This is a genomic window from Pseudohaliea sp. (assembly GCF_054552115.1).
This window is the reverse complement of sequence record NZ_JBTOLW010000024.1, coordinates 1-21061: the sequence shown is the minus strand read 5'-3', so window position 1 is coordinate 21061 and position 21061 is coordinate 1. Positions and strand designations below refer to the sequence as shown.

The following is a 21061-nucleotide window of genomic DNA, read 5'->3' as shown; positions in this document are numbered from 1 at the left end:
GCGATCAGGCGTCGCGGCCCGCCCGTTCACTCCCCTCGCCATCCAGGCGGCGCTCCTCGGGAACGAGGTCCTCCCCGTCAACGGCATCGGGAAGCGGCAGTTCCGGCAGGGCATCGCCCTGCAGGGTAATGCCCGTGTTGAAGTACTGCGCGGCGAGGCCCGTCTCGCCGCTCGCCAGCAGCAGCCGGCCGAGTTCCGCGCAGGCCTCCTCCGTGGGGCCGGCCTGGATGCTGCGCTCGAAGTACTGGCGCGCGCGCTGCCAGTCCTGCTGACGGGCGGCGAGGCGGCCGAGACAGAGAAACAGCTGCGGATCGTCGCCGTGCTTGCCCAGCCAGTGTTCCGCCTGGGTGAGCTGGCGCTTGCCTTTCTCCAGCGCGAGACGCCCATAGCGGTTGACGAGTTCCGGGTCCCAGCGTTTCTTCAGGGTGCGCGTGATGAGCTTCGCGGCCTCGTCTTTGGCGCCGACTTTCTCCAGCAATTCCACGTAGCGATGCAGCAGTGATTCATCCTGCTGCAGCGCCGGCGGCACGCGCCGCCAGGTGAGCTTGAGGGCAGCGGCCGTGTCATCACCGAGGTCGAGGGCCGCACCTTCGAGGAGCCGCAGGTGACATTCACGCTCGAGGCGGGCAAGTTCCTTGTCCGGCAGTGCACCCTGCCGCCGCAGCACCGGCAGCAGGTCGGCGAGGCCTTCCCAGTCGCCGAGGCCGAGCAGCGCCCTGCAGCGCAGCCGCGAGACCTGCGGACTGTTGCTGCGCCGGGCCACGCGCTCGAGGCAGGTCAGGGCACGGTCGAACTTGCCGCCCTGCAGGGCGAGCTCCGCCTGGGTCAGGTCCACGGCCACGGCGGACTGGATGTCCTCCCGCAGCGCCGCCTCGAGGTCGCTCCGCATCTGCTCCGGGTCGTCGAGCTGGAAGCTGGCGCGGGCGGCCATCAGGTGATTGAAGACCGGCGAGGCACTGTGCCTGGCGCCGCGCTGCAGCTGGCGCCGGGATTTGCGCCAGTCGCCCTCGATATAGCTGATCAGGCCACGATTCGTCAGCCGTGCCGCCTGGCGGCGCTGCCGCGCCGTCGCCCAGAAACGGACCGTGCCGGGGCTTGCCAGCAGGCGGGCGATGGTACCGACGACCGCATAGAGCACCAGGACCAGCACTGCGATCAGCAGGAGGCCGACCCAGAGGCTCGACTCCACCGTGTAGTCGCCGAAGGCGAGGAGCAGGTAGCCCGGCTCGCTCTCGATCATCGCCACCAGGCCCACGCCCAGCAGCAGGGCGATCAGCGCGAGCAGGAAGAAGCTGCGCATCAGTCGCCGCTCCGGCCCGCGCGCGCGGCGAGCACGGACTGCATGGCGGCCAGGCTGCCGGTCGCGTCGGGCACGTCGACACTCACACGCTCACCGGCGAGATCCTCGAGCTCGCCGACCATGGCAGCGGCGCCGTCGGGATCGCTGGCCTCGAACTCGCGCACCCAGCCCGTGGCGCGCTCCACGCTCTCCCGGTAGAGGCGGCCGTTGCCGGAAAGCAGCGCCACCTGGGCCTGCTCCAGCAGCATGCGCAGGTTCTGGCGCACCAGCCGCTCCCACTGCGGGTCCATGAGGACCTCTACTGGCTCGTCGCGGCGGCGCACCACGACGTAGTCAGACAGCTTGGCAAGGGCGCGCTCGTAGCCCTGGCGAAGCCGGCTCTGCCAGTCGCCCTCGGCCGGCGGCGGGGCGTCGCCCTCCGGCAGGGAAGGCGTGTCGAAGACCTCGAGGCTGTCGATGCGGTCGATGAGGGCGGCGAGACGCAGGTAGGCGCCCTGCCGGTCGAGCTTCGGTACCGCGCGCACCGCGGCGAGGTCCTCGGCGATGGCCTCGCGCACGCCGTGGAGCGAGGGGTCGTCGAGCTCGCGCAGCACGCCGTCGGCGCTGCGCAGCAGCGCTTCGGCGGAAGCAGTGTCGCCGGTCATGACCAGGCGCTGGTTGGCGAGCCGCAGAAGATAGTTGGTCTCGGCGAGCAGCCAGCTGTCGCGGTCGCCGGCACTGACCTGCTGGAACTCCTCCAGCTGGCTGCGCTGGCGCGCGAGCTGGCTGTCGAGACGCTCGAAGCGCCCGGCCATCGTGTCGCGCAGGCCGGCGACCGCTTTTGCGGTCTCCGTCTGCCCGCTGCGGGCGTCCCGGGCCTCCTCGGCAACCTCCGCCAGCCGGTCGCGGAGTTCGTCGTCGGCGGCCTGGCGTTCGCCGCGCAGCTGTGTCTCCGAGGCCTTGACGGCCAGTTCCACCTGGCGCTCGAGGGCGGCGTTGAGCTGTTCGAGGGTCGCGCTCTCGCGGCCCGAGACGGCCTCCAGCCCGGTGAGCCGCTGGAGCACGTCGCTGTCGCGGCGCTGCCCGTCGAGCAGGCCCCAGAACGCGGCGCCGGCGGCCAGCACGGCGATGGCCAGGGCGAGTTTCGGGATGAGGGGATTGCCGGCAGGCTCCGGCCGGGGCGCTTCGGAGGCTGGCGCGGAGCTGCCGTTGCCGCTTCCTGCACCCGCCGCCCCGGTAGCGCTTGCTTGGCTCCCTGCGCCTTGCGCCGCGGCTGCAGGGCCCTCGCCCGCCGCGGCCCGGTCTTCGCTGCCGGCATCGACCGCGGCGGGTGTACCTGTCCCGCCGCTGCTGTCCTGCTGTTCCGCGCTGTCGTCGGCGCGGTCGTCGTCTTTCGTCACTCGCGTTCCCCCAGGGCCGACCGCCAGCGCTGTGCCGCGGCCAGCATGGCGTCATCTGCTGCGTTGGCCGCGACCACCGGTTGCTGCCAGCCAGCGGCGACGGCTTCCTCCGCCACCCGCGCCGACGGTACGACCAGCGCAATGTCCGCTAACTTATGCGTTTCGCGTGGCTTAAGCAACGCCGTCAGGTTAGCGAGCGCTTCACCACTGGAAATGAGTATCAGGCGCACGGCATCCCGCGCCAGCCGGTCCGCGAGTGCTGCCCCGTCGATGGCCGGCGCCACCCGCCGGTAGCAGGCCAGTTCGTCCACCTCGGCGCCGCGGGAGCCTAGCGTCTCACGCAGGGCCTGCCGCCCCCCCTCCCCCTTGACGATGAGCACACGCTCCCCTTGCACGGCGGCCAGTTCCGGCAATGCGAGGAGCCCCTCGCTGGTCATGTCGGCGCCGGGCGTGCGCACCGCCAGGCCGGCCTCGCGGAGTGCAGCCGCGGTACTGTCGCCCACCGCGTAGCAGGCCACGCCCACGGGCCACTGCGGCCAGTAGTCAAAGAACAGCTCGAGGCCGAAGCGCACGGCGTTGCGGCTGATGAAAATGCAGTGCTGGAAGCGATCGAGGTCCTGTATCAGCCGGCGTTGCGCCGGCGCCAGCCGGGCCACTGGCTCCAGGGCCAGGAGCGGCTGGCGGGTGACCGCGAAGCCCGCCGCCTCGAGCCGCTCGCAGAGGCTGTCGGCCTGACCGTCCGGTCGCGTTACCAGGACCGCCGGCGCATAGGAACCGCCGGTCACTGGCGATTGTAGACCTCGGCGAGGATCGCCTCGGCGCCCTGGCCGAGGAGGTCCTCTGCCACGGCGATGCCGAGCGCCTCTGCCTCGGCCACCGGCGCCCGGCCCTCGGCGCGCAGTACCGTGGTGCCGTCGGGACGCCCCACAAGGCCGCGGAGCCAGAGCGCACTGCCACCATCCACGTGCTCTGCGTAGGCGGCAATGGGCACCTCGCAGCCCCCCTGCAGGCGCCGGTTCAGGGCCCGCTCGGCCAAGACGCGCTCGGCGGTGGCCCCGTGATGCAGCGGCCCCAGGAGTTCGAGCGTGGCGCTGTCATCGCTGCGAAGTTCTATGCCCACGGCGCCCTGGCCACCGGCAGGCAGGGAGTCAGCTACGGGAATGTGATTGCGGATGCGCTCGCCGAGACCAAGGCGCAGCAGGCCGGCGCTGGCAAGGATGATCGCGTCGTACTCGCCGTCATCGAGCTTGCGCAGCCGCGTCTGCACGTTGCCGCGCAGGAAGCGCACCGTGAGGTCGGGCCGCCGCGCGCGCAGCTGGCACTCCCGGCGCAGGCTGGAAGTGCCGACCACCGAGCCCGGCGGCAGCTCCTCGACGCGCTCGTAGCGGTTGCTGACGAAGGCATCGGTGGGCTCTTCCCGCTCACAGATGACGCCGAGGCCGAGCCCCTCGGGGAATTCCATGGGCACATCCTTCATGGAATGCACGGCGATGTCGGCGCTGCGGTCGAGGAGGGCCGTCTCCAGTTCCTTCACGAACAGGCCCTTGCCACCGACCTTGGCGAGGGGCACGTCGAGAATCTGGTCGCCGCGGGACGTCATGCCGAGAAGCTCGACGGTGAGGCCCGGATGCGCCGCCGTGAGCGCATCGCGCACGTATTCCGCCTGCCACAGCGCCAGGGCGCTCTCGCGGGTCGCGATGGTGACTGTCTGGCCCATGTGGTTCCCCCGGTGTCTGAAAGCGGCGCCATCATACCAGCGACCGCCCCGGGGGTCAGCGCGCCGCGAGCCGCTCCCGGAACGCCCCCAGGTGCCGCCGGCTCACCGCGGGCCGCTGGTCGACACCGTCGAGCTCCACGACCCAGCCGCCGTCGCAGCGGGCGAGGCGGGTGACGTGCGCCAGGGCCACCAGGGCGCCGCGGTGCACGCGCACGAAGCGCCGGGGAAACTCCCGCTCGAGGTCCTTCAGGGTCTCGTCCAGCACCAGCGGACCCCGGGGGCTGTAGGCGACCACGTACTTATGCTCCGCCAGCAGGCAGCGCACCGCAGCGACGGGCAGAGTCCGCATGCCGTCCTGGCCGCTGCTCACCAGTTCCCGCCGCCCCTCGTCGCCGCGCAGCGCGGCAAGCTGCGCGCGGTTGACCCGTCCGGCGGCGGCCAGGGCCTGCGCGAGCTCCGCTTCGCGCACCGGCTTCAGGAGGTAGCCGGCCGCGGCGTGGCGGAGCGCGTCGAGGGCGTAGGCGTCGTAGGCGGTGCAGAAAACCACGGCCGGCGGCTGCGCCATGGCGGCAAGCCGTTCCGCGACCGCGAGACCGTCGGTGCCGGGCATGCGGATGTCCAGCAGCACCACATCCGGCGGCGTCGCCTGCACCGCCCGCAGGGCGCTCTCACCGTCACTGGCCTCGCTCACGGCCGCATCCGGTCGCAGGCGCGCGAGGAGCCGCTGCAGCCGCTCCCGGGCCAGGGGCTCGTCATCGACGACCAGGATCCTCACGGCGGCCGGCCCAGCGGCAGCCGCACGGCCACGGCGTAGCTGTCACCCGCCGGTGCGGCGCGGAACCGGTGCCGTCCCGGGTACAGCGCCGCAAGCCGCTGGCGGATGTTGTCCAGGGCCAGCTGCTCGCCGGAACCGGCAGCCTCCGGTCCATGCCCGGGTACCGGGTTCACCACGGACAGGCGCAGCTCGCCGTCCCGCGCCTCGATCACGACACGGATACAGCCGCCCTCGGGCAACCGGGCGATGCCGTGATTGACCGCATTCTCGAGCAGTGGCTGCAGCAGCAGGGTCGGCAGCCGCGCGCCGCGGGCGCCGTCGTCCACGGCCCACTCCACGGTGAGCCGGTCACCCAGGCGCAGGGCCTCGATGGCCAGGTAGCGCTCGCACAGCGCGACCTCCTCGGCGACCGTCGTCTCCTGCTCGTCCTCGCGCAGGCTCGCGCGCAGAAGCTCCGCGAGGTCCTCGACGGCGCTTTCCGCAGCGCCGGGCCGGGCAGCGATGAGGCTGGCGATACTGTTGAGGGTGTTGAACAGGAAATGAGGCTGGATGCGGGAGCGCAGGGAGGCCAGGCGCGCCTGCAGCCCCGCGCGCTGCTGCCGCACGAGCTGTTGCTGCAGGTAGAAGTAGCGCAGGACAATGCCGGCCAGGAGCACCGCCACAAGCACGTTGCGGAGGATCCAGCCCGGGGCCTGGACCGCGGCCAGCATGGGCGGGTAGGCGAGACGGGCCAGGCCGCTGCTCACTGCCGTCACCGTGGCGACCACGGCGAGGGCGGCGAGGGTGACGAGCGGCAGCCGGAGGCGGGCAAGGAGCGGGCGCAGCAGGCAGAGAAGCGCGGACGACAGCAGCACGCACCACTGCACGAAGAGAGACGCCGGGCCGAGCCCCTGCCAGTCGAAGGGCCCGGGCACGCTGTCGGCCAGGTAGTGAACCAGCACCAGCAACTCCGCGAGGAGTACCGCAAAGAAGACGGCCCGTGGCGCGCACAGGTCGGGCAGGAAGAAATCGTCTTCGGGCAGCGGCCCAGCCGCGCCCGGCGGCTCGCGTCGCAGCATCGCCGGCTCCCGGTGAAACGGCGCTGTTATACTTGCACGCCCGCCAGCGGCGGACAAGGCAGGGGGCGGCCACCGGCAGCGGCGGGGCGCAGGCAGGCATGGGAACAGGGGCGAAGGCATGAGCAGCGACGACAACGGCGACGGCGGCACGAGCAATGTCTGGGGAGGACGCTTCAGCGAGGCGACCGATGCCTTCGTGCAGCGTTTTACCGCCTCCGTGGCCTTTGATCGGCGCCTCGCACAGGAGGATATCGCCGGCTCCCGTGCCCACGCGGCCATGCTCCGGGACCGCGGCGTGCTCAGCGCCGACGACCACGCGCGCATCGCGGGAGGCCTGGACCAGGTCGCCGCCGAGATCGAGTCCGGGGACTTCCCCTGGTCCGAGCGCCTGGAAGACGTGCACATGAACATCGAGGCGCGGCTGACCGAGCTTGTCGGCCCCGCCGGGAAGCGCCTGCATACCGGGCGCTCGCGGAACGACCAGGTCGCCACGGACATCCGCCTGTGGCTGCGCGGGGCCATCGACCGCATCGCCAGCGAGCTGGGCCGGCTCCAGCGCGGCACCATCGGCCTCGCCCGCAGCCACGCCGACACCATCATGCCCGGTTTCACGCACCTGCAGGCGGCCCAGCCGGTCACCTTCGGCCACCACCTGCTGGCGTGGAACGAGATGCTCGAACGCGATTATGGCCGGCTCCGCGACTGCCGGGCGCGGCTGAACCAGTGCCCCCTCGGCGCGGCGGCCCTGGCCGGAACCACCTTTCCCCTGGACCGGGCGCAGACGGCCGCGGCCCTCGGCTTCGACAGCCCCTGCGAGAACTCCCTGGACGCCGTCTCGGACCGGGACTTCGCCATCGAGTTCTGCGCCTTCGCCGCACTGCTCATGACCCACCTGTCACGGATGGCGGAGGAACTCGTGCTCTGGACGTCCGCGCAGTTCGACTTCGTGCGTCTTCCGGACCGCTTCTGCACCGGCTCCTCCATCATGCCGCAGAAGAAGAACCCGGATGTCCCCGAGCTGGTGCGTGGCAAGACCGGCCGCACCAACGGCAACCTGGTCGCGCTGCTCACGCTCATGAAGAGCCAGCCACTCGCCTACAACAAGGACAACCAGGAGGACAAGGAGCCGCTGTTCGACTCCGTGGACACAGTCCTCGACGCCCTGCGCGCCTTCGCCGACATGGTGCCGGCGATCGAGCCCAATGCCTCCGCCATGCGCGAGGCGGCCCTGCGCGGCTTCGCCACCGCGACGGACCTCGCCGATTACCTGGTGCGCCGGGGCCTGCCTTTCCGCGACGCCCACGAAGTCGTGGGCAAGGCCGTGGCCCACGGGCTGGAGACCGGCAGGGATCTCGCCGAGATGGACCTCGAGACGCTGCGCCGCTTCTCCACGAGCATCGACGACGACGTCTTCGCGGTGCTCACGCTCGAAGGCTCCGTCGCCGCACGGGAACACGTCGGCGGCACCGCCCCGGCGCAGGTCCGTGCCGCCGCCGAGCGCGCCCTCGCACGCATCGAGGCCCGCTAGCCCTTCGCACCCCTCCGGGCGCGGCGCTATACTGCGCCGTTTGACGTTTCCGGAAGTGACCATCGTGAAATGCCTCTCCCGCGCCCTGCTCCTTGCGGCGCTCGCCCTCGGAAGCGGCTGCGGCCAGCTGGGCCCCCTCTACCCGGCACCGCCCGCCGAGGATGCGGTGGAGGCGCGCTCGTGACCGCTTTCCCGCGCCGGGATGGTGAGCTCTGGGCCGAGGGGGTACCGCTGGCGGCCATCGCCGGCGCCGAAGGCACGCCCTGCTATGTCTATTCGCGCGCCGCCATGGAGACGGCGCTCGATGCCTACCACGCCGCCCTCGACGGCTGCCGCCACCTCGTCTGCTACGCGGTGAAGGCGAACTCGAACCTCGCCGTGCTGGACCTCCTCGCCCGCCGGGGCGCGGGATTCGACATCGTCAGCGGCGGAGAGCTCGAGCGCGTGGTGGCCGCCGGCGGCGACCCGGGCAAGGTGGTCTTTTCCGGGGTCGGCAAGCAGGCCGGGGAAATGGCCCGCGCCCTGGAGCTCGGCATCCGCTGCTTCAACGTGGAATCGCCGGCGGAACTCGAGCTGCTCGACAGCGTGGCCCGCGCGCACGGCGTCGTCGCCCCCGTTTCCGTACGGGTGAATCCGGACGTTGACGCCGAGACCCACCCCTATATTTCGACCGGGCTCAAGGAAAACAAGTTCGGCATCGACAGCGACGGCGCCCTGGCCGTCTACCGCCGGGCGGCGGACTGCGCCGGGCTGCGGATCGTCGGCATGGACTGCCATATCGGCTCACAGCTCACCAGCACAGGCCCCTTCCTCGACGCGGTGGCACGCATGCTCGAGCTGGTGGACCAGCTCGCCGACGAGGGCATCACCCTTCGCCATCTCGACGTCGGCGGCGGCCTCGGCGTGCGCTACCGCGATGAGCAGCCGCCGGCGATCGCGGCATACATCGCCGCGCTGCGCCGTGCCGTGGGCGAACGCGACCTCGAGCTGGTCTTCGAGCCGGGCCGCTCCATCGTCGCCAATGCCGGTGTGCTGCTGACCACCGTGAACTATCTCAAGCACTCCGCCTGGCACAATTTCGCCCTCGTCGACGCGGCCATGAACGACTTCATCCGCCCGGCGCTCTACGAAGCCTGGGTGAACATCGAGCCCGTGGACGATCGCGCCGGCGGCGAGACCGGGCACTGGGACGTGGTCGGCCCGGTCTGCGAGACCGCGGACTTCCTCGGCCGGGGCCGCGAGCTGTCGCTCCGGCCCGGCAGCCTGCTGGCGGTTCACGGCGCCGGCGCCTACGGTTTCGTCATGAGCTCGAACTACAACACCCGCCCCCGCGCCGCCGAGGTCCTCGTCGATGGTGAGCGCTGGCACGTGGTGCGCGAGCGCGAATCCATCGACGACCTCCTGCGCGGCGAGCGCCGCCTGCCCGCCTGAGCTTCGCCGTGGCGATCCGCTTTACCAAGATGCACGGGATCGGCAACGACTTCGTCGTCCTCGACGGGGTGACCCAGCATCTGCAGCTGAAGCCCCGGGACCTGCGCCGCCTCGCGGACCGGCGCCGCGGCGTCGGCTGTGACCAGGTGCTCATTGCCGAGCCCCCCGGGCGCCCGGACGTGGACTTCCGCTACCGCATCTTCAATGCCGACGGCAGCGAGGCCGGCCAGTGCGGGAACGGTGCGCGCTGCTTTGCCCGTTTCGTGCGCCACCGCAAGCTGACTGCCAAGCGGCAGATCACTGTCGAGACCCGGGGCGGGCTTATGACGCTGCGCGTCCTCGACAAGCACCGGGTGGAAGTGAACATGGGGGCGCCGCGGCTGGAGCCGGCCGAGATCCCCCTGGACCGCGAGGCCCGCGCGCTCAGCTACGAGCTCCCCCTGGACGGTGAGACCGTCCGCGTCGGCGCCCTCTCCATGGGCAATCCGCACGCGGTGCTGCACGTCGACGACGTGGCCCATTGCGACCTGGAACGCCTCGGCCCCGCCATCGAGGGGCACCCGGCTTTCCCGGAGCGTGCGAATACCGGCTTCCTGGAGGTGGTGGACCGCGGCAGCGTGCGCCTCCGGGTCTACGAGCGCGGCGCCGGCGAGACCCTGGCCTGCGGCTCCGGCGCCTGCGCCGCCGTGGTCTGGGGCCGGCTCCAGGGCTGGCTGGACCCGCAGGTGACAGTCCACCTGCCCGGCGGTAAGCTTTCAGTCAGCTGGGCCGGCGAAGGCGAGCCCGTCCTGCTCAGCGGCCCGACGGCCATAGCCTTCGAGGGCACGATCCGACTCTAGCGGCGAGGACGCAGCGCATGGCAGCACAGAACCCGCGGCAGAGCGCCGCCGAGGCGGTACCGGACGAGTCGCAGCTCCGCGACTACCTGCTCGACAACCCCGATTTCTTCCAGCGCCACCCGGAACTCCTGCGCACCCTGCACATCCCCCACGGGAGTGGCGACGCGGTCTCGCTCGTCGAGCGCCAGGTCAGCGTGCTGCGCGAACGCAACGTCGACCTGCGCCACCGCCTCAAGGAACTCACCGAGGCCGCGCGGGAAAACGAGGCCCTCTACGGGGGTACCCGCGCCCTGGTGCTTTCGCTCCTCGAGGCCGGGGACCTGCCAGAGCTGCTGTCCCGCTTCGAGCAGGGCATGAGCGAGCATTTCGACGCGCCCCACGCGGCCCTGGTGGTCTACGGCAAGGGGCCCGCGCAAGGCGCCTGCCGCTGTGCCGAGCGCCGGGCCGTGGAGGCGCACCTGGGCAGTCTCCTGCGCGGCGGCAAGCCCGCCTGCGGGGCGCTGCGCGCCGAGGAGTTCGGCTACCTGTTCCCCGGCGCGCGCGGTGCCGGCTCCGCGGCCCTCGCCCCCCTCGACTTCGACGGCGACCGGGGCCTCGTCGCCGTCGGCAGCGACGACGCCAAGCGCTACCACAGCCAGATGGGGACCCTCTTCCTCGAACACCTCGCCGCGGTGATCGGCCGCATCCTCGCCCGCCTCGAGCGCGAGGGGGCGCCGGCAGCGGACGCCTGAGGCCGTGAGCGCCGCGCGGGAGGCCGTGGATTTCGCCACGGCGGTGGACGAGTTTCTGACCTACCTGCGCGAAGTGCGCCAGCTGTCGCCGCATACCGTCGCCGCTTACGCCCGCGACCTTACCGGCCTGGGCGACGCGCTCGGGGGGCAGGGCATCTACCACCCCGAAAAGGTTCAGGAGGCGCATATCCGCCACTGGGTCGGCGGCCTGCACCGCCGCGGCCTCGCCGGTGGCAGTATCCAGCGCGCCCTCTCGGCCGCCCGCTCGCTGTTCAACTACCTCGGCCGCGAGGCCGGGCACCCGCGCAACCCGGCGGCCGCCGTGCAGGCGCCCCGGCGCGCGCGCAGGCTGCCGCGCACCCTGGACCCGGACCAGCTGCAGCAGTATCTCGCCTTCGACGACAGCTCACCGCTGGCGGTCCGCGATCGCGCCATCGCCGAGCTGTTCTACTCCTCGGGCCTGCGCCTAGCGGAACTCGTCGCCCTCGACGTCGATGATCTCGACCGGCAGCAGCGCCTGGTCACGGTAACCGGCAAGGGCCGCAAGACCCGCACCGTCCCCGTGGGAACCGTCGCACTCGACGCGCTGGAGGCCTGGCTGCGGGTCCGTCCCTCGCTGCAGGCGGATGCGGATGGCAGCCGCGCCCTGTTCACCAGCAGCCGGGGCCGTCGCATCAGCCTTCGCAACATCCAGGCCCGGTTGCGGCTGCAGGGCCGGCGCAGCGGCATGCGCCAGGACGTGCACCCGCACATGCTGCGGCACTCCTTTGCCAGCCACCTCCTCGAGTCCAGCGGCGACCTGCGCGCCGTACAGGAACTGCTGGGGCACGCCAACATCGGCACGACCCAGATCTATACCCACCTGGACTTCCAGCACCTCGCAAAGGTCTACGATGCCGCCCACCCCCGGGCCCGTCGCCGGGGAGACCGGGCGGGCGGAGACGACGAATGACCGTTGCCGTGGTCACCTTCGACCTGGACAACACGCTCTGGGACGTCGAGCCCGCACTCCTGCGCGCCGAAGCCGCCCAGCGCGCCTGGCTGGAGCGACACCGCCCCGGCGCCCTCGCCGGCCTTGACGACCACGCTCTCCTCGAACGCAAGCGGGCCCTGCTGCGCCGCGAGCCGCGGCTCGCGCACCACGTGAGCGACATGCGCCGGCAGTTCCTCTACGAGCTGCAGCGAGAGGCGGGCTACGGCGAGCGGGAGGCGCGGTCCGGCGCCGAGGCTGCCTTCACCGCCTTCCTGGCCGAACGGCACAAGGTGGAGCTGTACGAAGAGGCGCTGGCGGTGATCGAGCAGCTTGCCCGCCACTACCGCATCGGCGCGCTGACCAATGGCAACGCCGACATCTACAGGACCGACGCCGGGGACTACTTCGACTTCGCCTTCCTCGCCGAGGAGGTCGGCGCCAGCAAGCCGGCGCCCGATCTCTTCCGGGCGGCCATCGAACGTGCGGGGGTCGAGGCGACGGCCATCGCCCACGTGGGCGACTCCCCCGCCCACGACGTGGCCGGGGCACGGGAGGCGGGCCTGAAGACGGTGTGGTTCAACCCGGGCGCCGCACCCTGGGATCCCGCGCAGGGCGCCGGTCCCGATGCGACGGTCAAGCAGCTTACGGAACTGCCGGCGGCGCTGGCGGCCCTCTAGCGGGGCCGGCGGATAGCGGGGCTCAGACGGCTTCTTCGCCCGTCTCCCCGGTGCGGATGCGGATGACCTGCTCGAGGTCCGTGACGAAGATCTTGCCATCACCGATCTTGCCGATGTTGACCGCCTTGATGATCGCCTCGATGATAGCGTCGAGCTGACCCTCGGCCACCGCGATCTCGAGCTTCAGCTTCGGCAGGAAATCCACCACGTACTCGGCGCCCCGGTAGAGCTCCGTGTGGCCGCGCTGGCGGCCGAAGCCCTTGACCTCGGTGACGGTGATGCCCTGCACGCCGATATCGGACAGGGCGGCGCGCACGTCGTCCATCTTGAAGGGTTTGATGATCGCGGTAACAAGCTTCATGGTCGCGCGTCTCCGGGGATTGAACCGCGATGATAGGAAGGCAAGGGGGCGGGTGGCAAGGACAAAAGCACAGATGACAAACCCGATCGTACGATTCCGGGGCGATGAGGAAAAAGGTTCATCGCGTGGGGCCGGGGCAGGTGCGGGATACTGCTCTCAGTCGCCACGGACAAAAAAAAGGGGGCCCGGGGGCCCCCTAAAAACGCATTTTTCAATGCGCCCGCAAGCTTGTGCTATTTCTGGGTGACGAACTCCGGGTAGGCCTCGAGGCCGCACTCGCCGAGATCCACCCCTTCGTACTCTTCCTCTTCGCCGACGCGGATGCCCAGCACCATCTTGATCACGAAGAACACGATCAGGCTGGTGATGAAGACCCAGAAGAAGATCGTGGCGGCACCGATGAGCTGCCCGGTGAAGCTGGAGTTCTCGCCGTTGGTGACCGGCACCAGGAGCAGGCCCAGCAGGCCGACCACGCCGTGGACGGAGATTGCACCGACCGGGTCGTCGATGTGCAGCTTGTCCAGGGTGATGATCGAGAACACGACCAGGACGCCGCCGATCGCGCCGAAGATCGTCGCCTGCAGCGCGCTCGGCGTATCCGGCCCGGCAGTGATGGCAACGAGGCCGGCCAGGGCGCCGTTCAGCGCCATGGTGAGATCGGCCTTGCAGAACATCAGGCGCGCGGTCAGCAGCGCGGCGACGAGGCCGCCGGCGGCCGCCGTGTTGGTGTTCATGAACACCACCGCGACGGCATTGGCGCTCTCGACGCTGGCCGTGGCCAGCACCGAGCCGCCATTGAAGCCGAACCAGCCCATCCAGAGGATGAAGGTGCCCAGCGTCGCCAGCGGCAGGTTGGCGCCCGGGATGGCGTTGACGCTGCCGTCGGCGCCGTACTTGCCCTTGCGCGGCCCGAGGAGCAGCACGCCCGCCAGGGCTGCCGCCGCACCGGCCATGTGAACGATCCCTGACCCCGCGAAGTCGAGGAAGCCGAGGTCGCCGAGCGCATAAAGGCCGAAAACGGGGTTGCCGCCCCAGGTCCAGCTGCCCTCCATGGGGTAGATGAAGCCGGTCATGACCACCGCGAAGGCGAGGAAGGCCCAGAGCTTCATACGCTCGGCAACCGCGCCGGAGACGATGGACATGGCCGTGGCCACGAAGACTACCTGGAAGAAGAAATCCGCCGACGGCGCATAAGTGGCGGGCTCGTCCGCCCCGGCCACCCCGTCACCGGCTATCGTCGACAGGAAGATGTCGCCGCCATACATGATCGCGTAACCGCAGACCATGTACATGATGCAGGCGATCGCGTAGAGCGCGACGTTCTTGGTGAGAATTTCCGTCGTGTTCTTGGCTCGCACGAGGCCGGCCTCGAGCATGGAGAAGCCGGCAGCCATCCACATCACGAGCGCCCCGCACACCAGGAAGTAAAACGTGTCCAGCGCGTACTGCAGTTGAAAGATATCGTTTTCCATGGGATTCACTCTCGTCTCGACGTCCTGTTAAGCGGGTTCAGATGGCTTCTTCACCGGTCTCGCCGGTGCGAATCCGAATAACCTGCTCGAGGGGGGAGACGAACACCTTGCCGTCGCCGATCTTGCCGGTGTTGGCCGCCTTGGTGATCGCCTCGATCGTCTGCTCGAAGAGGCTCTCGCCGACGGCGACCTCGATCTTCACCTTGGGCAGGAAATCCACCACGTATTCCGCACCCCGGTAGAGCTCCGTATGGCCTTTCTGGCGACCGAATCCCTTGACTTCCGTAACGGTGATGCCCTGCACGCCGATCTCCGACAGCGCCTCGCGCACGTCGTCCAGCTTGAAGGGCTTCACCACAGCCGTGATCAGTTTCATGTAACTCTCCCGATGTCCTGGCGGCGCTGCACCGGCGCCCCGTGTTCTGTGTCCTCGCAGGAGGCGCTGTCCGCGACAGCGCCCGGATCGCCGCAGTCGCAGCCGGCTTACCGTGCCAGGCCGGTAGCGGCTGGCGATTCCTGCCCGCGACGTAGCAGAGCGTATGCCAGTGAATATTTTTTATCGTTCTAACAATGTGTTACAGAAAAAGGGGCGGTCCCGGGGCCGTCCTGCGACGCCAACCTGCCGGGGCCGACGCACCATAAGAATGCGGCGCACTGAAATAGTGCATGTGGCAGCGCTGGGCCCGACCGTCGCGATCCACTACACTGGCTCCGTGAAACCAGGGGGCACCCCATGGCGCTGAAACCACCACCGATCGGCGAGGTCATCCAGCAGGTCAACGAGCTCGTCGGGGCCGAGGGGCTTCGCGGGGAGGTGGACCGCAACGCGAAACTCCTGCTCCAGTCCGCGCTGGCGCGCCTCGACGTGGTCAGCCGCGAGGAATTCGATGCCCAGGCGGCGCAGCTGGCGCGCACCCGGGCCCGGGTGCAGGCGCTGGAGGCGGAACTCGCCGACCTGCTGGAACAGCTGGAGGCGCTGGAGAAAAACCGGGGTTGAAGCGGCCGGCGGCCCGCACGCCGCTGCGACCCACAGCAACGTAGCAGCTCAGGGACGAGCGATGGACTACGCCATGATCTACAGCCGCGCGAGCGCCGGGCTGGATGCCCCGCTGGTGCGCGTCGAGACCCACCTGGCAAACGGGCTGCCTGTCTTCCAGGTCGTCGGCATGCCCGAGACCGCGGTGCGCGAGAGCCGCGACCGGGTGCGCAGCGCCCTCCTCAGCAGCTGCTTCGCCTTCCCGGAGCGGCGTATTACCGTCAACCTCGCCCCGGCTGACCTGCCCAAGGGGGGCAGCCGCTTCGACCTGCCCATCGCCCTCGGCATCCTCGCCGCCTCCGGCCAGCTGCCGGCAGAGGGCCTCGGGGCCTGGGAGTTCATCGGCGAACTGGCCCTGGACGGCGGGCTGCGGCCGGTACCCGGCGTGGTGCCGGTCAGCATCGCAGCCGCCGACGCCGGCCGCCGCCTGGCCCTGCCGGGTGCCGCGGCCGGCGAGGCGGCGCGTGTACCCGGCAGCCGGGTCTTCGGCGCCCCGGACCTGCTCTCGCTCTGCGCGGGGCTCCGCGGCACCCGCCCCCTCGAGCAGGCCACGGCGGCCGCTGCCGCCGCGCCCCTGCCCGCCCCGGACCTCGCCGACGTGGTCGGCCAGCCCGGCGCACGGCGCGCGCTCGAGATCGCCGCCGCCGGGGGCCACCACCTTCTGTTCACCGGCCCGCCGGGTACGGGCAAGACCATGCTCGCCAGCCGCCTGCCGGGCCTCCTGCCGCCACCCGAACCCCGCCTCGCGCTCGAGAGCCTCGCGCTGCACAGCCTCGCAGGCCAGGGCAGCGTGCCCGAGCGGCCCTTTCGCGCGCCCCACCACAGCGCGACGGCCGCAGCGCTCGTGGGCGGCGGCAGCGTGCCCCGACCCGGGGAGATCTCCCTCGCCCACGGCGGCGTGCTTTTCCTCGACGAACTACCGGAGTTCGGCCGCCACGCGCTGGACATGCTCCGCGAGCCGCTGGAGGCCGGACGCATCTCCCTTGCGCGGGCCCGGCACCGGGTCAGCTTCCCGGCGCGCTTCCAGCTGGTCGCGGCGATGAATCCCTGCCCCTGCGGCTATGACGGGGATCCGGATCACGCCTGCCGCTGCACGCCGGAGCAGGTCAGCCGCTACCGGCAGCGGGTCTCCGGGCCGCTCCTCGATCGCATCGACCTGCACGTGCCCGTGCCGCGGCCGCCACCGCGCGATCTCCTCGCGCGGACTGCCCGCGGCGAGGGCAGTGCGGCGGTGCGCGAACGCGTGCGCGCGGCGCGAAATCGGCAGCGCACGCGGCAGGGCCGCTGCAACGCCGAGCTGGACGACGAGACGCTCGCCCACTACTGCCCCCTCGACGACGCCAGCCGCGAGCTGCTCGCACAGGCGACCGAGCGCCTCGGCCTGTCACCGCGGGCCCTGAAACGCTGCCTGCGCGTCGCGCTGACCCTGGGGGACCTCGCCGGGGCAACCGCACCCGGACGGGCTCAGCTCGTGGAGGCGCTGGGTTACCGGCAGCCGACGACAGAGTGACTGCTCGCGGTTTCCCTGCAGCCGCCTTCGTGACACGCTACGCGCCCCGACCGCCACGGCCCCTGCGATGAACGACCTGAACGCCCCGCAACGCGAAGCCGTTCGCTACATCGACGGCCCGCTCCTCGTCCTCGCCGGCGCCGGCAGCGGCAAGACCAGCGTCATCACCCGCAAGGTCGCCTACCTCGTGCGTGACTGTGGTCTGCGCCCGGACCGCGTCGCGGCAGTGACCTTTACCAACAAGGCCGCCCGGGAGATGCGCGAGCGCCTGGGCCGGCTGCTGCCCCGGGAGCAGGCCGAGGGCCTTGCCATCAGCACCTTCCACCAGCTGGGCCTGCGCATTCTTCGCACGGAACCGGGCCGGGCCGGGTTGCGGCGCGGCTTCTCCATCATGGACAACCTCGACAGCCTCGCCCTGCTCCGGGACCTCCTCGCCGGCGAACGGGGCCGCGCGGCGGACCAGGCCCCGGCGGTCATGCAGCGCATCAGCCAGTGGAAAAACGCGGGGGTCGCCCCCGCTACTGCCGTGAGCGGGGCAGAGGACGCCGCGGCACTGCTCGCAGCGCGCGCCTACGAGCGCTACGACGAGGCGCTGCGCACCTTCAACGCGGTGGACTTCGACGACCTGCTGGCACTGCCCACGCAGCTGCTCGGGCGCTGCGCGGAAACGCGGCAGCGCTGGCAGGAGCGGGTGCATTACCTGCTCGTGGACGAGTACCAGGACACCAACGAAGCGCAGTACCTGCTGGTGCGCCAGCTCGTAGACCCGCGCGGCGCGCTCACCGCCGTAGGCGACGATGACCAGTCCATCTACGCCTGGCGCGGCGCCCGCCCGGAAAACCTGGGCCAGCTGGGCCGGGACTTTCCGGCCCTCCGGGTCATCAAGCTCGAGCAGAACTACCGCTCGCGCACGCGCATCCTGCACGCGGCCAACACGCTCATCGCCAATAACCCGCACCTGCATGAGAAGTCCCTCTGGAGCGAACTGGGCCCCGGCGAACCACTGCGGGTCATGCAGTGCGCCGATGAGGACGCGGAAGCGGAACAGGTGGTCGCCGAGATCCTCGACCATCGGCTGCGCCGGCGCACGCGCTGGGGCGACTACGCGATCCTCTACCGCGGCAACCACCAGGCCCGGCTCCTCGAGCTGGTGCTGCAGCGCCAGCAGGTGCCCTACCAGTTGAGCGGCGGCACCTCCTTCTTTGCGCGCAACGAGATCAAGGACGTGATGGCCTACCTGCGGCTCCTGCTGAACCCGGACGACGACAACGCCTTCCTGCGCGCCGCCAACACGCCGCGGCGGGGCCTCGGCGCGACAACCCTGGCGGCGCTGGGGCGGGCCGCGGCGGCCTCAGGCAGCAGCCTGGCGCGCGCCTGCGAGGGCGAGGGGCTGCCGGCGGCGACCGCCGAGCGGCTGCGCGCCTTCACCACCCTGCTCGGAAAGGCCCGGCGCGCAGCCCGCGAGGGCGGCGGCACCGACGCCCTGCGCACGCTGCTCAGGGAAATCCGCTACGAGGACTGGCTGGTGAAGCAGAGTTCCGACGAGGCGGTCGCCGAGCGCCGCATGCGCAACGTCTGGTTCCTGGTGGACAGCCTCGGCGAGCTCATGCGCCGGGAGAACCGGTCTCTGGAAGACGCGGTCGGCCAGCTGGTGCTGCGCGATCTTATGGAACAGCAGGAGGAAGAGCGCGCCAGCGGCGACGCGGTACAGCTGATGACGCTGCACGCGGCCAAGGGGCTCGAATTCCCCCACGTGTTTCTCATCGGCATGGAGGAGGGCCTGCTGCCGCACCGCAACAGCCTCGACGACGGCGCCATCGAGGAGGAGCGGCGCCTCGCCTACGTGGGCATCACCCGCGCCCGGGAGACGCTCACGCTGACCTGGGCGCGCCAGCGGCGCCAGTACGGCGAAAAGATCGACACGACACCGAGCCGCTTCCTCGACGAGCTGCCCCAGGGCGACCTCGAGCGGGTGGGCGGAACGGACGCAGACGCAAAGAAAAACAGCGAGCGCGGCCAGGAAACCCTGGCCTCGCTACAGGCGCTGTTCAACTGAGCCGGGCCGGCGACCGCCGGCCCGGGAGAGGGGCTTACTGGCTGTTCTCGACCATGTAGTCGACGGCGGCGACCACCTGCTCGTCGGACAGGTCGGCGCGGCCACCCTTGGCCATCATGGCCGTACCGGCGACGCCCTTGACACCGCTGCTGTGCAGCGCCTCCATGCCCTTGGCGATGCGCGGCGCCCACTGCTCGACATCGCCCACCATCGGTGCGCCGCCGGCACCGGTGCCGTGGCAGGCCGCGCAGGCCTGGTTGTAGACGGACTCACCGTCCACCGTGGCCGCCGCCATCGCATCGCCACCGGCTGCCGCACCGGCACCGCCGGCCTGCTTCACGCAGCTGCTGTCGCCCTGGAGGCACACGGAGCCGACGGGCTCCAGCCGCTTGGCGATCTCGGCACGCTGCTCTTCGGTCAGGTCAACGGCCATGGCCGACAGGGCCAGGCTGCCGGCCGCGGCCGCCACAAAAATCTGTTTCAACACGGTGTGTCCTCCCTGTTAATCGGCGCGCATTATAGCCACTCGACCGCCGGCCGGAAACTCGCGCGAGACCCGTTCGGAACGCGCTCAGAACGCCTGCGGCCCTCCTGCAGGGCTCTCGCAGGGCGCCTGCAGGACATGCCCTGCGGGGGCTGCTACATTACAGGCCCGATCCATCCCCCGAGGGAGTCACCGCATGCACCTCTACACCTTCGATCCGGCCCCGAACCCCCGCCGCCTGACCCTCTTCCTCGCCTACAAGGGCATCGAGCTCCCGACCACCCAGGTCGATCTGATGAAGGGCGAACAGCTGGGCGAGAGCTACCGCGGCATCAACCCGGCGGGCACGGTCCCGGCCCTGGTACTGGAGGACGGTACGGTGATGACCGAGGTGATCGGCATCTGTGACTACCTTGAGGCGCTGCACCCGGACAAGCCGCTCTTCGGCGCCGGCCCCCTGGCCCGGGCGCAGGTGCTGTCCTGGGATCACCACCTGTTCGTCGGCGTATTCATGGCCATCGCGGAGACCTTGCGCAACGGCAGCCCGGCCTTCGAGGACCGCGCGCTGCCGGGCCCGTTCAAGGTGACGCAGATCCCGGCGCTCTGCGAACGCGGCCGGCAGCGGCTGGCGCAGAGCTGGCCGGCGCTGGACAAGATCCTCGCCGGCCGGGATTTCCTCGTGGGCAACAGCGTCACCCTGGCGGACATCGACCTGCTCGTGGCCATAGAATTTGCCGGCTGGATCAAGGAGGCGGTGCCGGAGAGCTGCGCTCACCTCCACAGCTGGCTGGCCCGCATCCGCGAGGCCCTCGGCGTCGAGGGTTGAGGTCCCCCGGGGCCGGTAGACCGTGGCCCGCCGGGTACTCGCAGCGCTCCTGCTGGCCGCGATACTCGGCGCCTGCAGCCGCGGCCCCGGTGACGACCTCGAGCGCTACGTGAATCGCCTCGAGGGAGCCCTCGACAGCGCGGCGCCCGCAGCCCGCGACAGCGGCCCCCTGCGCCCCCCGCGGGTGGGGGCGGTACAGGTCGAGGTACCGCGGGACAGTATCGGCGCGCTCGATTTCCTGGCCTTGCGCGGCTGTGCACTGCAGGTGACTGTGGGCAAGCGCAACAGCAGCCTCGGGCGGCTTGCCGCACCGTCGCAGCGCCTGTTGCTCGAACTCGAGTTCCTCCGCCTCGCCCCCGCCTGCAGCGAGCAGCTGCGTGACGAGGGCCGGGACGAGCTGGCGTCGACCCTGGACCGGGCGGCGGCCGGCAAGCGCGAGCAGCTGCCCGCGCGCATCTTCAACGCCACGCTCGGCAGCGAGGAGTTCCGTTCCTTCTGGCGGGCCCCGGCGACCCTTGGCGACTACCCGGCGCAGACCAGCAGCGAGCCGGTGACTGCCCTCCGGGCGATCGATGCCCTCGCGGCCCGCTGGCTGTCCGGCGACTACCGGGCGGACAACGAGCGCTTCGAGCTGCTCCTGTCCACGGTCGCAAGGGGCGATGGCGGTGCGCTGCTTGCCGCGCTGACCCTGCAGCAGGGGGCCCTCGCCCGCGCCGACGGGGTGCTGGCGCGGCGGGCAGCCGGGGGCCCGCTCTGCGCGGGCGGCCTGGTGCCCGGGGAAGTGGACGTGCTGCGCACGGTCGTGCGCAAGTTCTTCGTCGGCGGCGTCCAGCCCTGGTCCGCCGCCGTCGATCGTCGGCGGCAGCAGCTGCTGCCGCCGACGATCGACGGCGGCGGACCAGGGCTGG

The 21061-nt window shown here is 71.0% G+C and carries 21 protein-coding genes; 11 read left to right on the top strand and 10 right to left on the bottom strand.

Annotated elements, in window-relative coordinates:
* Nucleotides 1–4: 4 nt before the first annotated feature.
* The 6 genes from ACX93N_RS11895 to ACX93N_RS11870 are packed head-to-tail and all read right to left on the bottom strand — an operon-like array spanning nucleotide 5 to nucleotide 6229.
* Nucleotides 5–1300, bottom strand: coding sequence for a heme biosynthesis HemY N-terminal domain-containing protein (locus ACX93N_RS11895; protein WP_459428644.1), 1296 nt, complete (start codon nucleotides 1298–1300; stop codon nucleotides 5–7).
* Nucleotides 1300–2679 (bottom strand): uroporphyrinogen-III C-methyltransferase, encoded by a 1380-nt coding sequence (locus tag ACX93N_RS11890; RefSeq protein ID WP_459428643.1) that lies wholly within the window; start codon nucleotides 2677–2679, stop codon nucleotides 1300–1302. Before ACX93N_RS11890 ends, ACX93N_RS11895 begins: the two co-directional genes overlap by 1 nt.
* Nucleotides 2676–3464, bottom strand: coding sequence for a uroporphyrinogen-III synthase (locus tag ACX93N_RS11885; protein WP_459428642.1), 789 nt, complete (start codon nucleotides 3462–3464; stop codon nucleotides 2676–2678). Before ACX93N_RS11885 ends, ACX93N_RS11890 begins: the two co-directional genes overlap by 4 nt.
* Nucleotides 3461–4396 (bottom strand): hydroxymethylbilane synthase, encoded by a 936-nt coding sequence (gene hemC / locus ACX93N_RS11880; protein WP_459428641.1) that lies wholly within the window; start codon nucleotides 4394–4396, stop codon nucleotides 3461–3463. The genes ACX93N_RS11885 and hemC overlap by 4 nt, the downstream gene beginning before the upstream one ends.
* Nucleotides 4397–4451: 55 nt before the next feature.
* Nucleotides 4452–5171, bottom strand: a complete 720-nt coding sequence (locus ACX93N_RS11875) for a LytR/AlgR family response regulator transcription factor (RefSeq protein ID WP_459428640.1) — start codon at nucleotides 5169–5171, stop codon at nucleotides 4452–4454.
* Nucleotides 5168–6229, bottom strand: a complete 1062-nt coding sequence (locus tag ACX93N_RS11870) for a sensor histidine kinase (RefSeq protein WP_459428639.1) — start codon at nucleotides 6227–6229, stop codon at nucleotides 5168–5170. The genes ACX93N_RS11875 and ACX93N_RS11870 overlap by 4 nt, the downstream gene beginning before the upstream one ends.
* A gap of 118 nt (nucleotides 6230–6347) precedes the next feature.
* Between ACX93N_RS11870 and argH the strand changes: the two genes are divergently transcribed.
* The 6 genes from argH (at nucleotide 6348) to ACX93N_RS11840 (ending at nucleotide 12408) form a co-directional block, all read left to right on the top strand.
* Entirely contained in the window at nucleotides 6348–7757 is a 1410-nt protein-coding gene (argH, locus tag ACX93N_RS11865) for an argininosuccinate lyase (protein ID WP_459428638.1), read from the top strand.
* A gap of 180 nt (nucleotides 7758–7937) precedes the next feature.
* Nucleotides 7938–9188, top strand: a complete 1251-nt coding sequence (gene lysA, locus ACX93N_RS11860) for a diaminopimelate decarboxylase (RefSeq protein WP_459428637.1) — start codon at nucleotides 7938–7940, stop codon at nucleotides 9186–9188.
* 8 nt (nucleotides 9189–9196) lie between these two features.
* The gene (gene dapF, locus ACX93N_RS11855) at nucleotides 9197–10027 is read left to right on the top strand and encodes a diaminopimelate epimerase (RefSeq protein ID WP_459428636.1); all 831 of its coding nucleotides are present in this window, start codon (nucleotides 9197–9199) and stop codon (nucleotides 10025–10027) included.
* Between the two features lie 17 nt (nucleotides 10028–10044).
* Nucleotides 10045–10758 carry a DUF484 family protein gene (locus tag ACX93N_RS11850; protein ID WP_459428635.1) on the top strand — a complete coding sequence of 238 codons (714 nt, stop codon included), beginning with the start codon at nucleotides 10045–10047 and terminating at the stop codon, nucleotides 10756–10758.
* Nucleotides 10759–10762: 4 nt separating this feature from the next.
* Nucleotides 10763–11710 (top strand): tyrosine recombinase XerC, encoded by a 948-nt coding sequence (gene xerC / locus ACX93N_RS11845; protein WP_459428634.1) that lies wholly within the window; start codon nucleotides 10763–10765, stop codon nucleotides 11708–11710.
* Nucleotides 11707–12408, top strand: a complete 702-nt coding sequence (locus ACX93N_RS11840) for an HAD family hydrolase (protein WP_459428633.1) — start codon at nucleotides 11707–11709, stop codon at nucleotides 12406–12408. Before xerC ends, ACX93N_RS11840 begins: the two co-directional genes overlap by 4 nt.
* A gap of 22 nt (nucleotides 12409–12430) precedes the next feature.
* On the opposite strand, the gene ACX93N_RS11835 is transcribed toward ACX93N_RS11840, so the two are convergent.
* From ACX93N_RS11835 to glnK, 3 genes are all read right to left on the bottom strand, one after another.
* The gene (locus ACX93N_RS11835) at nucleotides 12431–12769 is read right to left on the bottom strand and encodes a P-II family nitrogen regulator (RefSeq protein ID WP_459428632.1); all 339 of its coding nucleotides are present in this window, start codon (nucleotides 12767–12769) and stop codon (nucleotides 12431–12433) included.
* A 233-nt stretch (nucleotides 12770–13002) separates the two neighbouring features.
* The gene (amt, locus tag ACX93N_RS11830) at nucleotides 13003–14241 is read right to left on the bottom strand and encodes an ammonium transporter (RefSeq protein WP_459428631.1); all 1239 of its coding nucleotides are present in this window, start codon (nucleotides 14239–14241) and stop codon (nucleotides 13003–13005) included.
* Nucleotides 14242–14278: 37 nt separating this feature from the next.
* On the bottom strand, nucleotides 14279–14617 hold the full coding sequence (gene glnK, locus ACX93N_RS11825) for a P-II family nitrogen regulator (protein ID WP_459428630.1): 339 nt from the start codon (nucleotides 14615–14617) through the stop codon (nucleotides 14279–14281).
* A 357-nt stretch (nucleotides 14618–14974) separates the two neighbouring features.
* Between glnK and ACX93N_RS11820 the strand changes: the two genes are divergently transcribed.
* The 3 genes from ACX93N_RS11820 (at nucleotide 14975) to ACX93N_RS11810 (ending at nucleotide 18843) form a co-directional block, all read left to right on the top strand.
* Complete coding sequence (locus tag ACX93N_RS11820) at nucleotides 14975–15238, top strand: accessory factor UbiK family protein (protein ID WP_459428629.1); 264 nt, start codon at nucleotides 14975–14977, stop codon at nucleotides 15236–15238.
* A 61-nt stretch (nucleotides 15239–15299) separates the two neighbouring features.
* On the top strand, nucleotides 15300–16787 hold the full coding sequence (locus ACX93N_RS11815) for a YifB family Mg chelatase-like AAA ATPase (RefSeq protein ID WP_459428628.1): 1488 nt from the start codon (nucleotides 15300–15302) through the stop codon (nucleotides 16785–16787).
* Nucleotides 16788–16854: 67 nt separating this feature from the next.
* Complete coding sequence (locus tag ACX93N_RS11810) at nucleotides 16855–18843, top strand: UvrD-helicase domain-containing protein (RefSeq protein WP_459428627.1); 1989 nt, start codon at nucleotides 16855–16857, stop codon at nucleotides 18841–18843.
* Nucleotides 18844–18877: 34 nt separating this feature from the next.
* On the opposite strand, the gene ACX93N_RS11805 is transcribed toward ACX93N_RS11810, so the two are convergent.
* Nucleotides 18878–19327 carry a c-type cytochrome gene (locus ACX93N_RS11805; RefSeq protein WP_459428626.1) on the bottom strand — a complete coding sequence of 150 codons (450 nt, stop codon included), beginning with the start codon at nucleotides 19325–19327 and terminating at the stop codon, nucleotides 18878–18880.
* A gap of 196 nt (nucleotides 19328–19523) precedes the next feature.
* On the opposite strand from ACX93N_RS11805, the gene ACX93N_RS11800 reads away from it, so the two are divergent.
* Together ACX93N_RS11800 and ACX93N_RS11795 are read left to right on the top strand one after the other, a co-directional pair.
* On the top strand, nucleotides 19524–20153 hold the full coding sequence (locus ACX93N_RS11800) for a glutathione S-transferase family protein (protein ID WP_459428625.1): 630 nt from the start codon (nucleotides 19524–19526) through the stop codon (nucleotides 20151–20153).
* 22 nt (nucleotides 20154–20175) lie between these two features.
* A partial coding sequence (locus tag ACX93N_RS11795; protein ID WP_459428624.1) for a DUF3080 family protein occupies nucleotides 20176–21061 on the top strand: 886 nt, incomplete at its 3' end.